The organism is Parvibaculum lavamentivorans DS-1, assembly GCF_000017565.1.
Taxonomy (GTDB): domain Bacteria; phylum Pseudomonadota; class Alphaproteobacteria; order Parvibaculales; family Parvibaculaceae; genus Parvibaculum; species Parvibaculum lavamentivorans.
On sequence record NC_009719.1, the window covers coordinates 2,620,883 to 2,634,113 of the forward strand.

A 13,231-nucleotide genomic window follows, 5' to 3' on the forward strand; every position below is an offset into this window, starting at 1 on the left:
CGGCTGGCCGGAAAGGGCAAGAAGCCGGTGGCGAACGGGCCGGCTCGCAGCGCCCCCCGGCAAAAGGGGCACCGAACCCCCGCCGCGAAAAGCGGCAACACCGACCCCGATTTTCAATTTCGCTCCCAGGAGGCTTTCATGAGCATCAAACTTTCGGTTCCCCAGACGCAGGAACTCAAGCCCCGCATCACAGTGTTCGGCGTTGGCGGCGCCGGCGGCAATGCGGTCAACAACATGATCGAGGCGGGCCTCGAAGGCGTGGAATTCGTGGTGGCGAATACCGACGCACAGGCGCTCGCACTGTCCTCGGCCGACCGGCGCATCCAGCTCGGCGCGTCGATCACGGAAGGCCTCGGTGCCGGTTCGCGGCCCGAAGTCGGCTGCGCGGCGGCGGAAGAGGCACTGCATGAGATCTCGGAGCACCTGCAGGGCGCTCATATGGTCTTCATCACCGCCGGCATGGGCGGCGGCACGGGCACGGGCGCGGCGCCCGTCATCGCCCGCGCGGCGCGCGAAAACGGCATTCTCACGGTCGGCGTTGTCACGAAGCCGTTCCAGTTCGAAGGCTCGCGCCGGATGCGGCTCGCGGAAGAGGGTATCCGCGACCTGCAGCAATATGTCGATACGCTCATCATCATCCCGAATCAGAATCTCTTCCGGGTCGCGAACGAGAACACGACCTTCGCCGATGCTTTCGGCATGGCGGACCAGGTGCTGCATTCGGGCGTGGCCGGCATCACCGACCTCATGATGAAGCCGGGCCTCATCAATCTCGACTTCGCGGACGTTCGTACCGTGATGAACGAGATGGGCAAGGCCATGATGGGCACGGGCGATGCGAGCGGCGAAAACCGCGCCATCGAAGCCGCCGAGGCCGCGATCTCCAATCCGCTGCTCGACGAAGTGTCGATGAAGGGCGCCAAGGGCGTGCTCATCAACATCACCGGCGGCATGGACCTGACACTTTATGAAGTGGACGAGGCGGCAAACCGCATCCGCTCGGAAGTCGATCCGGACGCCAACATCATCGTCGGCTCGACCTTCGACAATTCGCTCGAGGGCCGCATGCGCGTCTCTGTCGTGGCGACGGGCATCGAAGCGGAAGCAGGCCAGGTGCAGCGGCCCGAAAGCCAACCGGCGCAGGTCCGCGCCGTGCAGGCTCCTGCCGGCCGCAGCGCTGCCGCCCCCTTCCCGGCGCAGACCGTCCGCACCCTCAATCCGGTGCAGGCGCAGGTGGAGCGGATCGAGGAGCGTCTTGCTCCTGCCGCCGCGCAGAGCGAACTCGGCATCGAAACGGCGGAGACCGCGCCTGCCGCGCGGTCGAACGGCCAGTTCGATCCGAAGGACTATGAAGCCGAGGTCATCATCCACAAGCCTGAGCCCCGGCAGCAGCCGGTGCGGGCGGAAGTGGAGGCACCGGTGGTGCGGGCCGAGGCGGTTCGCGCCGAACCGAGGGCACCGCGCATCCCGGGCGATCTCGACCGGGTGCAGAAGGCGGACATTCCGGGCTTCCTGGGCCAGCGCGCCGCGCCTGTCCAGCAGTCCCGGGCGCCGAAAAAGGGCCCGACCTTCTTCGAACGCCTGACCGGCAACCGCCGCAAGGAGAACGAGGAGCCGGCGCCGGCGCCGCAGCAGCGCCGCGAGCCGACGGTGGCCCAGCGGGCCGCCAAGCCGGAGCCGCGCATGCAGCCGGAGAACCGGCCTGAAAGTCTGTCGGCCTCGACGGAAAGCCGCCTCGTGCAGCCTTCCTACGAAGAAGAGCAACTCGAGATCCCGACTTTCCTGCGCCGCCAGGCGAACTAGACGCCAGCACTTGAAACGTTCGGCGGGGCCTCCGGAAACGGGGGCCCCGCTTTCGTTTTGAAAGACGGTTCAGGGTGCGGGAACGGCCTTGGCCCCGCCCGCGGGGGCTGCCTCGCCGAACAGGAAGAGGCTCATGGCTGCACCGATTGCGCGTGCTCCGGCTGAGGAAACATGGTCCTGATCGACCAGCAGCAGGTCCTGTTTGGCGTAGGGGCTGCACGGCTCGATCTCACCCGCTTCGCAAAATGCTTTCTGCGTATCAAATACGGCGCCGTCGGTGGCTACCTCGACCATCAGGGCCTTTGCGCTCACGGCGGCGTCATTCTTAAACGGATATGTGCCGGAGAATGGATTGTTGCCACTTAAAGCACGATTTGCCATCTCGTCGCGAATGTTCGGGAATGAAGGCATGGGCGACAGCCAGACGACGGTCCTGCCGAACGATTTGAACAGCTCCGCCGCTGTGGCGATATCGTCTTTAGTCAGCGGGTGATGAGTGACGGATTGGGTGAACAGGATTCGAAGGTCGGGGCGGTCCTTCAGGCGTTCTATCGCGGTACGGTACAAGGCGAGACAGTGTTCTGAAAACGCGTGTTGAACGATACCGCAGCCGGGCGCCGTCATTTGAGCGGGTTCGATACCGACGGCGCGCAACGCGAAGGCCTTGTCGGCTGCATGGCTGTCGCCGAGGATTAACACCGAAGCGCCTTTTCCGCTGCCGAGGCAGTTCCACTGCTTCAGGAAGAGGTCGGGCGAGCCGGTGTCGCTGCGGAAATGGCATGTGCTCAAATGAATGCCTTCGGCCCGCTCTTTTCCGCCGCGGTCGAAATGAGCCTGCATATCGACATATTCAGGGCGCGCCATGAACTCAAGTCCGCGCGTCTGTATCATTACCGCGCTCGTTGCGAGTATGGCGGCGCCGACACCGCTTGCCGTGAGTACGAACGGCTTGATATTTATTTTTCTGCCGTCGCGGAACGGCTGTTCGACATAGCGCCATGAGAGCCACGAAAGCGGGACGCACAGCGCAAGAATGACAATGCTGCCACCGAGATTGAGATGATCGGTGGTGGCAATTCTTGCGAGGGCTAATATCGGCTGGTGCCAAAGATATAATGAGTATGAGCACAATCCGACGAAGACCAATGGCCGCCAGGAGAGCGCCTGTGCAAGCGGCTCATCGCGGTCATCGGCAAGGAGCATGAGCGCCACTCCCAGCACGGGCAGGAGCATGGCAAAGCCTGGCAGAACCATGCCCTCGTGATAGGTTCCCACCGAAGCTGCAATCATTATTGCACCGCTTGCCCGAAGCACGGCGCTTATTCGGGGCCCCAATGTGTCGCCGGTCGGCCGGTACAATGCGATCAGGGATCCAGCAAGCAGTTCGTATGCGCGCGAGTGCGGCAGGTAAAAGGCGGCGTTCGGATGATGCCGGGCCATGATCTCGCTGACGATCAGCGATGCGATTGCGAGGCTCGAGATAGCAATGCCGAGCGAGGCCCGCTTCGCCCGCGCGAAGACGAGCATTAGGAGCGGAAAGACGATGTAGAACTGCTCCTCGACGCCGAGCGACCAGGTGTGAATGAGAGGCTGGATACGGGCCGCCGTCGCGAAATAGTCGCTGCTTGCCCAGAAATAGATGTTTGCCGTGAAGGACAGCGCGGCCGCCGCCGATTCCGCAATTTCGGCAAAGCGGAACGGCGCCGTGAGCAAAGCAGCGGCAACGAGAGTTACGGACATGATCAGGAAGAGGGCAGGCAGGATGCGCCGCGCCCGCCGTTCGTAGAAGTGGAGCAGGGAAAACGATTTCGTCGCCTGCTGCTGTAGAATGATGCCCGTGATCAAATAGCCGCTGATCACAAAAAATACATCTACACCGACAAAGCCGCCTGAGAAGCCCGGCACTTCGGCGTGAAACAGCATAACGGAGATAACGGCGACAGCGCGCAGGCCGTCGACTGAGGGTCGGTAAGGCACAGTCATGGAAGCGGCCCCGGGATACGCTCAACCGCCCCCCTGAGGCCGCCGATCATATTTCATTTGCGAGCTGTAATAGATGTGCGCCCAGGGGGTGTCAAACTCCTCCTTTCCCCTCCACCGGCCATCAAGGGTAATGTTAATCGGCCGCCGCGCGGAGGCGGCGAAAATCTGCAAATTCCCCTTTTATATCAAATACTTAGACGTCGCCTCCGAAAGGTAACATTCAGTAAAAATCTGTTATTTGTGACCGATTCACGGCACTGCTACATAAAGAAGCAGATCAGCGGGGGCGGGTCTGACTTCAGGGGTGCCAGGTGTTCAGAGTGCAGAAATCGGAATTTGAAACCATCATGCTGGAGAATGTCCGGCGGGAACGGCGTATCCGCGCGATCGCCTTTCCGCAGAAGACGCTCGTGCGCCCCGTCGTGATCGACGGCATCGGCCTGCACAGCGGCGCGGCGATCCACATGGTTCTGCATCCCGCCGAAGCCGACCGTGGCGTCGTTTTCCGGCGCACCGATCTCGTGGCCCAGGGCCGCGAGGTTTCCGACATTCCCGCGACATTCGATCATGTCGTCGATACGACACTTTCCACCGCCATCGGCAATGCCGCCGGCACCACCGTCAGCACGGTCGAACATCTGATGTCCGCCTTCTCGGCGCTCGGCATCGACAATGCGCTGGTGGAAATCGATGGACCGGAAGTGCCGGTACTCGACGGCAGCTCGGAAATCTTCATCGATGCGATCGAGGGCGTGGGTATCGAAAAGCTCGATGCGCCGCGCAAGGCGATCCGCATCCTGAAGCCCGTTATCGTCGAAGATGGCGCGAAGCGCGCGGCCTTGCTGCCGGGCGATGGTTTCCGTGTGTCCTTCGAGATCGATTTCGACAATCCGCTGATCGGCCGTCAGGCGCTTGAAGTGGACCTGCATGATGATTTCTTCGTCGAAGATATCATGCGCGCCCGCACCTTCTGCCTGCGCCGCGACATCGAGGCGATGTGGGCGGCGGGTCTCGCCAAGGGCGGCTCGCTCGATAATGCGGTGGTCGTGGATCAGGACCGTATCCTCAATGAGGAAGGCCTGCGCTACGAAGATGAATTCGTGCGCCACAAGGTGCTGGACGCCGTGGGCGATCTGGCGCTGTCCGGCCGGCCGCTGATCGGCCGCTATGAAGGCTCGCGCGCCGGGCATGCCATGAACAACCGCGTGCTGCGGGCGCTGATGGCCGACCGTTCGGCCTGGGAAGTGGTGGATTTCACGGACGCTTCCTCTGCGGCCCATTCCGGCCCGGAACTGGTGGCCATCCCGGCCGATTGACCGTTCCTCGCTCTCTTGTCTGGAAGGCGCGGGCCCAAAGCTCGCGCCTTTTCCTTTTCTCACCCTTTTAGGCCCTTTATCCGCCCCGGTGCGGCTTGCCGCGCGGGGGGCGGGGCCGCTATGGTTTCGCGCCGCTTATTGAGATAGAAAAAGGCTCCTGCCGGTCCCGTGCCGGCGAGTCGGGCGAGGTTTCAGGCCGAAGCCCGCCGGATCATCGAATGAAATGGACTTTGCCCGAATGAGTGAGGCCAACCTGCCCATCCGACGTCACACAGGTTCATCGCTGCCGTATTTCCGCGCCGCCCTTGCGGGCGCGCTGGCGCTTGCGGTGGCCGGGCTGGCGGGGTGTTCCTCCGACGACGAGCTTCCCTATGAAGAGCGGCCGGTCGAGCAGATCTACAACAAGGCGATGGACCACATGGCGGCGGGCGACTACATCCCCGCGGCGAAGGAGTTCGACGAGGTCGAGCGCCAGCATCCCTATTCGGAATGGGCGCGCCGCTCGATGCTGATGAGCGCCTATGCGCACTACAAGATCAACGAATATGACGAGGCGATCCTCAGCGCGCAGCGTTTCATCTCGCTGCATCCGAGCAACAAGGATGTGCCTTACGCCTATTATCTGATCGGGCTGAGCTATTACGAGCGGATTTCGGATGTGGGCCGCGACCAGAAGATGACCGAAAACGCGCTCAACTCGTTCTACGAACTGACGCAGCGTTTCCCCTCCAGCGAATATTCGCGCGATGCGCGCCTGAAGATCGACCTCACGCTCGATCATCTCGCCGGCAAGGAAATGGAAATCGGCCGCTACTATCTCATTCGCCGCGACTATGTTGCCGCCATCAACCGCTTCCGTGTCGTTATCGAAAAATACCAGACGACGACGCACACGCCCGAAGCACTGGAACGGCTGACGGAAGCCTATCTCGCGCTTGGTGTCAAAACCGAAGCGCAGACGGCGGCGGCGATCCTCGGCTACAATTATCCCGGCAGCGACTGGTATGAAGACAGCTATGCGATGCTGTCCAACGAGGGACTGGAGCCGGTGGAGAACAAGGATTCCTGGATCAGCAGGACATGGAACTCCGTTTTCTGATTTTCCGGTCTTCTTTTTAGAAGGCGTGTTTCATGCTCGCCGCGCTGTCGATCCGCGATATCGTCCTTATTGACCGGCTGGAACTGGCGCTCGACAAGGGCCTGTGCACACTCACGGGCGAAACGGGTGCCGGCAAGTCCATCCTTCTCGACGCGCTCGGCCTTGCGCTCGGCGCGCGGGCCGATGCAGGCCTTGTGCGGCAAGGGGCGGAGCAGGGCAGCGTCACGGCCGTCTTCGACATTGCGCCCGCGCATCCGGCGCGAACTCTCCTCGCCGAAAACGATCTTGAAGCCGAAGGCGATCTCATTCTTCGCCGCGTGCAGACGCGCGACGGCCGCTCGCGGGCCTTCGTCAACGACCAGCCGGTAAGCATCGGGTTATTGCGGCAGCTCGGCGATGCGCTGGTCGAAGTGCATGGCCAGCATGATGAGCGCGGGCTGCTCGATGCATCCGGCCACCGCGCGATCCTCGATGCCTTTGGCGGGCTGGAAGCCGATGTCTCGAAGGCGCGGCGGCTCTGGGCGGCTGCGACGGAGGCGCGGGATGCGCTCGCCGCCCATGAAGCGATGCTGGCGCGGGCGAAAGCCGAGCAGGATTATCTCACCCATGTCGTCGCCGAGCTGGACGAGCTGCAGCCGGTGGCGGGCGAGGAAACGGCGCTTGCCGAAGAGCGCACGCTGATGATGCATTCGGAAAAGATCGCGGGCGATCTCGCTGAGGCGGAAGAGGCGCTGTCGGGCGATGGCGGGCTCGATGCGCGCCTCACCGTGGCGCTGCGCCGTCTTGCCCGTGTGGCGGAGCAGGCGGGCGGCCGGCTCGACGGCGCCATTGCCGCCCTCGACCGGACGCTGAACGAAGCGGCGGAAGCGCGCGACCAGGTGGCGCTTGCGATGCGGGCGCTGGAGTTCGATCCGCGCCGCCTCGAACAGGCGGAGACGCGGCTCTTCGCGCTTCGCGCCGCCGCGCGCAAACATAATGTCGCGGTGGACAATCTCGCCGAGCTTGCGGACAAGCTGCGCGGGCAGCTTGCCGAAATCGAGGGCGGCGAGGCGACGCTTGCGCGGCTGCGCAAATCCGCCGATGAGGCAGCCGCGGCCTACAGGGCTCATGCGCAAGTGCTGTCCGCCGCGCGCGCAAAGGCGGCGGCGAAGCTCGACAAGGAAGTGATGAAGGAGCTGAAGCCGCTCAAGCTCGACAAGGCGACTTTCAAGACGCAGATGGACGTTCTCCCCGAGGGGCAGGGCGGACCGGACGGCATCGACCGCGTCTCCTTCCTCATTTCGACAAATCCCGGCGCGCCGCTCGGGCCGCTCATCAAGATCGCGTCGGGCGGCGAGCTTTCGCGCTTCGTGCTGGCGCTGAAGGTTGCGCTTGCCTCGCGCGGCAGCGCGCCGACACTGATTTTCGACGAAGTGGATTCAGGTGTCGGCGGCGCGGTGGCGGAAGCCGTCGGCCTGCGGCTCGCGGAACTCGCCAGGATGGCACAGGTTGTCGTCGTCACCCATTCGCCGCAGGTCGCCGCCCGCGCGCAGCATCATTTCCGCATCTCAAAGGGCGGCGAGGCGAAAGCGGCAAAGGTGGCGACGCGGGTCGAGACGCTGGACGCACCGGCGCGGCGCGAGGAAATCGCGCGTATGCTCGCCGGCGCAACGGTAACGGATGAAGCGCGCGCCGCCGCAGACAGGCTGATCGGCAGCCATCCGTGAGTGAGGCGATATGAGTGCGAAACGGAAAAGCTTCGATGAGGCGCTGGCGCAGAAGGATGTCGATCATCTGACGCTGGAAGAGGCGCCGGAAGAGCTTGAGCGGCTTGCCGCCGAGATCGAGAAGCACGACAAGCTTTACTACCAGAAGGATGCGCCGCGTATTTCCGATGCGGAATATGACACGCTGCGCCGCCGCAACGAGGCCATCGAGGCGCGCTATCCCGAGCTTGTGCGCGAGGACAGCCCGAGCCACCGCGTCGGCGCGCAGCCGGCGGACGGCTTCGGCAAGGTCGTGCACAAGGTGCCGATGCTGTCGCTGTCGAATGCCTTCGACGATGAAGATGTGCGCGACTTTGCCTTGCGCATCAGGCGCTTTCTCAACCTGAAGGAAGAAGACATCCTGCCCATCACGGCGGAGCCGAAGATCGACGGCTTGTCGGCGGCGCTGCGCTACGAGAAGGGCAAGTTCGTGATGGGCGCAACGCGCGGCGATGGGCGCGAGGGCGAGAACGTTACGGAGAACCTGAAGACCATCGGCGACATTCCGGCGGAGCTGAAGGGAAAGAACATTCCCGATGTCGTGGAAGTGCGCGGCGAAGTCTATATGAGCCATGAGGATTTCGCAGCGTTGAACGAGCGGCAGCGCGAGGCGGGCAAGCCCGTCTTCGCCAATCCGCGCAACGCGGCGGCAGGCTCGCTCCGCCAGCTCGATGCAAAGATCACCGCCAGCAGGCCGCTCCGTTTCTTCGCCTATACATGGGGCGAAATGTCGGACCTTCCGGCGGATACGCAATCCGGCGTCATGGATGCGTTCCGCAAATGGGGCTTCACGGTCAATCCGCTGTTCGGCCGCTGCGATACCGTGGAAGCATTGATCGACTTCTATCACGACATAGAAGAGCGCCGCGCGACGCTCGGATACGACATTGACGGCGTGGTCTACAAGGTCGACAGGCTCGACTGGCAGAACCGCCTCGGCTTCGTCTCGCGTTCTCCGCGCTGGGCGCTGGCGCACAAGTTTCCGGCCGAGCAGGCAATGACAGTGCTGGAGAAGATCGAGATCCAGGTCGGCCGCACCGGCGCGCTGACGCCGGTCGCGCGCCTCACGCCGGTCACGGTCGGCGGCGTCGTGGTGTCGAACGCGACGCTCCACAATGCCGACGAGATCGAGCGCCTCGGCGTGCGGCCGGGCGATACGGTGGTGGTGCAGCGCGCGGGCGATGTCATCCCGCAGATCGTGCGCGTGGTGGAGGATCGTCCGCGCGGGAAAAAGAAGTTCGTGTTTCCCGACACATGCCCCGAATGCGGCAGCCACGCCGTGCGCGAGGTGAACCCGAAGACGGGCAAGCTCGATGCCGTGGCCCGCTGCACGGGCGGCCTCGTCTGCCCGGCGCAGGCGGTGGAGCGGCTTCGTCACTTTGTATCTCGCAATGCCTTCGACATAGAAGGGCTCGGCGAGAAGCAGATTGCCGCTTTCTTTGAGGACGGCCTCATCAAGAAGCCGGACGACATCTTCACGCTGGCGGCGCGCGACGCGAAAAGCCTCAAGAAGCTGAAGGACCGCGAAGGCTGGGGCGCGACATCCGCGCGAAAGCTTTTCGACGCCATCGATGCGCGGCGCGAGGTGGAGCTTGACCGTTTCATCTTCGGGCTCGGCATTCGCCATGTCGGCGAGACCAATGCGCGGCTGCTGGCGCGGAGCTACGGCACGCTCGATCATTTCGAGGAGCAGATGCGCGCGGCGGCAGACCGCGAGGACGAGGCCTATGCCGAGCTTCTCTCCATCGACGGGGTGGGCGAGGTGCTGGCGGAGTCGATCGTGGATTTCTTCGCCGAAAAACATAATCGCGAGGTGCTCGACGGGCTGCGGGAGGCAGGGGTAAAGGGCGTGCCGCTGCCGAAGCAGGAAACCTCCTCCCCCGTCGCCGGCAAGACCGTGGTCTTCACCGGCTCGCTCGAAAAGATGACGCGGTCCGAGGCCAAGGCGCGGGCGGAGCAACTGGGCGCCAAGGTGGCGGGCAGCGTTTCGGCGAAGACAGACATTCTTGTGGCCGGGGCGGATGCAGGGTCGAAGCTCGCCAAGGCGCGGGAACTCGGCATCGAGATCCTCGATGAAGACCAATGGATCGAGCTGGCGGGCTGAGAAGCGGGTTTCCGCCCCGAAGGGGGCGATTTCGGGTTCCCGGTTAGACGATCTTAACCTTGCCTCTGCGAAATTGAGCTTTTCGGCCCTCCGGTTCCCCGGAAGGACCGCCCGATTGCGCTTGAGGGCTTCATGGAAGCTGTGTTGATCCTGCAGGAGACGCTGTTTCTGGACCAACTGGTCTATGCGGTGGGCGCGTTGCTGACGCGCAAGCCGCCGGTGGAAGCTGCGTCCGTGCTCGGGGTCGACACCCATCGCCGTTTCGAAGCGGCGAAGGCGCTCGCGCCTGAATGGCGCGCGCTTGAGGCGCGGGCCTGCGGGGCGGCCACGGCCTTTCAGTCCTGCGATTTCCATCTCGTCTGGGCGCGGCATTTCTGCGATGAGCAGACCGAGCTGCGGCTCGTCGCCGTGCGGGAGCGGGGCCGGCTGGTGCTGGTCTGGCCGGTTGCGGTGCGCCGCACGCCGTTCGGCCGCGTTGCGTCATGGGCGGGCGATCCCGTCGGCCAGTATGGCGATGTCGTCGCCGAGGATGCGCCGGGCCGCGCGGCGTGGATCGAAGCCGCCTTTCTCGAAATCGCGCAATGGGGCGATGTTGATTTTCTCAATCTCGCCGGGGTGCGCGCCGACAGCGCCATTGCCGGCTGGGCGGCGGGGCGCGGCAGCGTGCTGGGACCGCCCACGGAAGCGCCCGCGCTCGACAGTTCGCCTTTCGACTCGGCGGCGGATTTCAACGGGGCGGGCTGGCCGCAGGCAAAGCGCAACGCGAAGCGCATGAAGAAGCTCGCATCGCTCGGCGATGTCGGCTTTGAAATCGTTGGTCCCGGCCCCCGCGCCGTGGAGCTGATGGGCCGCGCCTTCGCCTTCAAGCGGCACTGGCTGGAAGCCCGCGGCCATTACGGCCGCGCCTTCGCCGATGCGCGCGTCGAAGCCTGCCTGATGGAACTGGCGGGCGACGAGACGGCGCGTTCCGGCCTTGCGCTCTCCCATCTCTCGGTCGGCGGGGAAACGGCGGCGGTCGAGATCGGCTTCCGCCATGGCGGCAGCCACTACGCCTATATGGGAACCTTCTCGCCCCGCTTCGCGAAACACAGCCCCGGTTTCGTCGTGACGGAACTCACCATCCGCGCCTGCATCGAAGACGGCCTCGGCGAATACGATCCGCTGCCGCCCGCCGACGATTACAAGCTCGCCTGGTCGAACCGCCGTGTCGCCGTGCGCGGCTATGGCGTGGTGCTGTCATGGAAGGGCTATGCGGCTTACGTCTACGCCGCCTGCCTGCGTCCCGCCGCCAAGACGCTTTATGCGCGCCTGCCGCTGAAGGCGAGACAGGCCTTGCGGTTTCTCAGAATCCAGTAGCCGGCCCTTAAATCGCCCGCGTCGCCGTCTCCAGCCACGCCTTCGTCTCCGCGTCGAGCCCCGGCGACAGCACCTCGCGGACGCGGGCGTGATAGGCGTTGAGCCAGTCCACTTCCTCTGCCGTCAGCAGGCTTTTCTCCACCAGCGCAAGATCGATCGGCGCGAGCGTCAGCGTTTCGAAGCCCATCATCATGCGCTCGCCGCCTTCAATCGGGGCGGGGGGTGTCACGACGCAGAGGTTCTCGATGCGGATGCCATAGCCGCCAGGTTTGTAATAGCCGGGTTCGTTGGAAACGATCATGCCCGCCTTCAGCGGCTGGTGGCCCATCTTGGAAATACGCTGCGGCCCCTCATGCACCGAGAGATAGGAGCCGACGCCATGGCCCGTGCCGTGGTCGTAGTCGAGGCCGGACTTCCAGAGCGCCATGCGCGCGAAGGCGTCGAGCTGCGCGCCCGAGGTGCCTTCGGGGAAGCGCGCGGTGGCGATGCCGATATGGCCTTTCAGCACGCGGGTGAAGCGGTCGCGCTCCTCCGCGCCCGCCGTGCCGATGGCGACCGTGCGCGTCACGTCGGTGGTGCCGTCCCGGTATTGCGCGCCGGAATCGACAAGGAACAATTCGCCCGGTTTCAGCGGCCGGTTGGTCGCCTCCGTCACGCGGTAATGGACGATGGCGCCGTTCGCGCCCGCGCCCGAAATCGTGTCGAAGCTCAGGTCGCGGAGTTCGTTCGTTTCCGCGCGGAAGGCTTCGAGCTTCTTCGCCGCCGCGATCTCGTCGACGCCACCCTTCGGCGCCTCGCGCCCGAGCCATGCGAGAAACTTCGTCAGCGCGCGTCCGTCGCGCAGATGCGCGGCGCGGGTGCCGTTCACTTCCGCTTCGTTCTTGCAGGCTTTCGGCAGTTCGCACGGATCGTTCCCGCGCTTCACCTCGGCGCCCGCCGCCTTCAGCCGCGCGTCGATCCATGCGGCGCAGGTTGCTGGGTCCACCAGCACGGTCTTCTTCGCGCGGCCTAGCGCATCGAGCGCCGCGCCGAGGTCGTCCCGTCCGTACAGCGTCGCGATGCCGGAGAGATGCGCGCGCGCCTCGCCATCGAGCTTGCGCTCGTCGATGAAGAGGTCGGCATGGCCGTCCTCATGCAGCAGCGCGAAGGAGAGCGGCAGTGGCGTATGCGGCACGTCCGCACCGCGGATATTGAAGAGCCATGCAATCGAATCCGGCATGGTCAGCACCACGGCGTCCGCGTCCTCGCTCATCAGCGCCGTCGCGATGCGTTTGATCTTGTCGCTCGCCGCCTCGCCCGCGACGTCGAGCGGGTGGGGCACGACTTTCGCCACAGGCGGTTCCGGCTGGTCGGCCCAGACGGCGTCGAGCGGGTTCGTGTCCACCGCCACCAGTTCGCCGCCCGCCTTCTCCGCCGCCTTCTTGTAGCGCGCCGCCGCGTCGATCGTGTGCAGCCACGGGTCGTAGGCGAGCTTTGCGCCCTTCGGCAGGTTTTCCTCGATCCAGCGCGCCGGCGGTTCATCCATCAGGTGCTTCGGCTCGAAAGTGTCCATGTCCACCTGGCCGCGCACCTGCAGCGTGTAGCGCCCGTCGACAAAGATCGCGGCACGGTCCTTCAGCACGATCGCCATGCCCGCCGAGCCGTTGAAGCCGGTCAGCCAGAGAAGCCGCTCCGCATGGGGCGGCACATATTCGCCCTGATGCTCGTCGGCGCGGGGAATGAGGAAACCGTCGAGCCCGCGCCGCTTCAGCTCCTCGCGAAGCTTCGCCGCACGTTCGATCCCGAGGGCCGGATTGGCCTTGTCTTCAAAAGTCTGGAACATGGC

The 13,231-nt window shown here is 64.6% G+C and carries 8 protein-coding genes; 6 read left to right on the plus strand and 2 right to left on the minus strand.

Annotated features, from left to right (window positions below):
* Positions 1-138 precede the first annotated feature (138 nt).
* A complete protein-coding gene (ftsZ, locus tag PLAV_RS12295; protein ID WP_041535991.1) occupies positions 139-1,803 on the plus strand; it encodes a cell division protein FtsZ in 1,665 nt (554 codons plus the stop codon).
* Between the two features lie 69 nt (positions 1,804-1,872).
* Here ftsZ and PLAV_RS19015 read toward each other — a convergent pair whose 3' ends face one another.
* The gene (locus tag PLAV_RS19015; protein ID WP_012111346.1) at positions 1,873-3,786 is read right to left on the minus strand and encodes an acyltransferase family protein; all 1,914 of its coding nucleotides are present in this window, start codon (positions 3,784-3,786) and stop codon (positions 1,873-1,875) included.
* A gap of 320 nt (positions 3,787-4,106) precedes the next feature.
* Here PLAV_RS19015 and lpxC point away from each other — a divergent pair, with 320 nt between their 5' ends.
* The 5 genes from lpxC to PLAV_RS12325 all read left to right on the plus strand — a co-directional run bounded on the left by lpxC (position 4,107) and on the right by PLAV_RS12325 (position 11,406).
* A complete protein-coding gene (lpxC, locus tag PLAV_RS12305) occupies positions 4,107-5,102 on the plus strand; it encodes a UDP-3-O-acyl-N-acetylglucosamine deacetylase (RefSeq protein WP_210160412.1) in 996 nt (331 codons plus the stop codon).
* A gap of 238 nt (positions 5,103-5,340) precedes the next feature.
* Positions 5,341-6,201 (plus strand): outer membrane protein assembly factor BamD, encoded by an 861-nt coding sequence (locus tag PLAV_RS12310; RefSeq protein ID WP_143710213.1) that lies wholly within the window; start codon positions 5,341-5,343, stop codon positions 6,199-6,201.
* A 32-nt stretch (positions 6,202-6,233) separates the two neighbouring features.
* Positions 6,234-7,907, plus strand: coding sequence for a DNA repair protein RecN (gene recN / locus PLAV_RS12315; RefSeq protein WP_012111349.1), 1,674 nt, complete (start codon positions 6,234-6,236; stop codon positions 7,905-7,907).
* A gap of 10 nt (positions 7,908-7,917) precedes the next feature.
* Positions 7,918-10,050 (plus strand): NAD-dependent DNA ligase LigA, encoded by a 2,133-nt coding sequence (ligA, locus tag PLAV_RS12320; protein ID WP_012111350.1) that lies wholly within the window; start codon positions 7,918-7,920, stop codon positions 10,048-10,050.
* A 132-nt stretch (positions 10,051-10,182) separates the two neighbouring features.
* Positions 10,183-11,406 (plus strand): GNAT family N-acetyltransferase, encoded by a 1,224-nt coding sequence (locus tag PLAV_RS12325; protein ID WP_012111351.1) that lies wholly within the window; start codon positions 10,183-10,185, stop codon positions 11,404-11,406.
* A 7-nt stretch (positions 11,407-11,413) separates the two neighbouring features.
* On the opposite strand, the gene PLAV_RS12330 is transcribed toward PLAV_RS12325, so the two are convergent.
* Positions 11,414-13,228 carry an aminopeptidase P family protein gene (locus tag PLAV_RS12330; RefSeq protein WP_012111352.1) on the minus strand — a complete coding sequence of 605 codons (1,815 nt, stop codon included), beginning with the start codon at positions 13,226-13,228 and terminating at the stop codon, positions 11,414-11,416.
* Positions 13,229-13,231 lie beyond the last annotated feature (3 nt).

Excerpts from the sequence above, each read along its gene's own strand:
- PLAV_RS12310 (WP_143710213.1), top strand. The coding sequence starts at position 5,341 with ATGAGTGAGGCCAACCTGCCCATCCGACGTCACACAGGTTCATCGCTG.
- PLAV_RS19015 (WP_012111346.1), bottom strand. The coding sequence starts at position 3,786 with ATGACTGTGCCTTACCGACCCTCAGTCGACGGCCTGCGCGCTGTCGCC.
- recN (WP_012111349.1), top strand. The coding sequence starts at position 6,234 with ATGCTCGCCGCGCTGTCGATCCGCGATATCGTCCTTATTGACCGGCTG.
- ftsZ (WP_041535991.1), top strand. The coding sequence starts at position 139 with ATGAGCATCAAACTTTCGGTTCCCCAGACGCAGGAACTCAAGCCCCGC.
- PLAV_RS12325 (WP_012111351.1), top strand. The coding sequence starts at position 10,183 with ATGGAAGCTGTGTTGATCCTGCAGGAGACGCTGTTTCTGGACCAACTG.
- ligA (WP_012111350.1), top strand. The coding sequence starts at position 7,918 with ATGAGTGCGAAACGGAAAAGCTTCGATGAGGCGCTGGCGCAGAAGGAT.
- PLAV_RS12330 (WP_012111352.1), bottom strand. The coding sequence starts at position 13,228 with ATGTTCCAGACTTTTGAAGACAAGGCCAATCCGGCCCTCGGGATCGAA.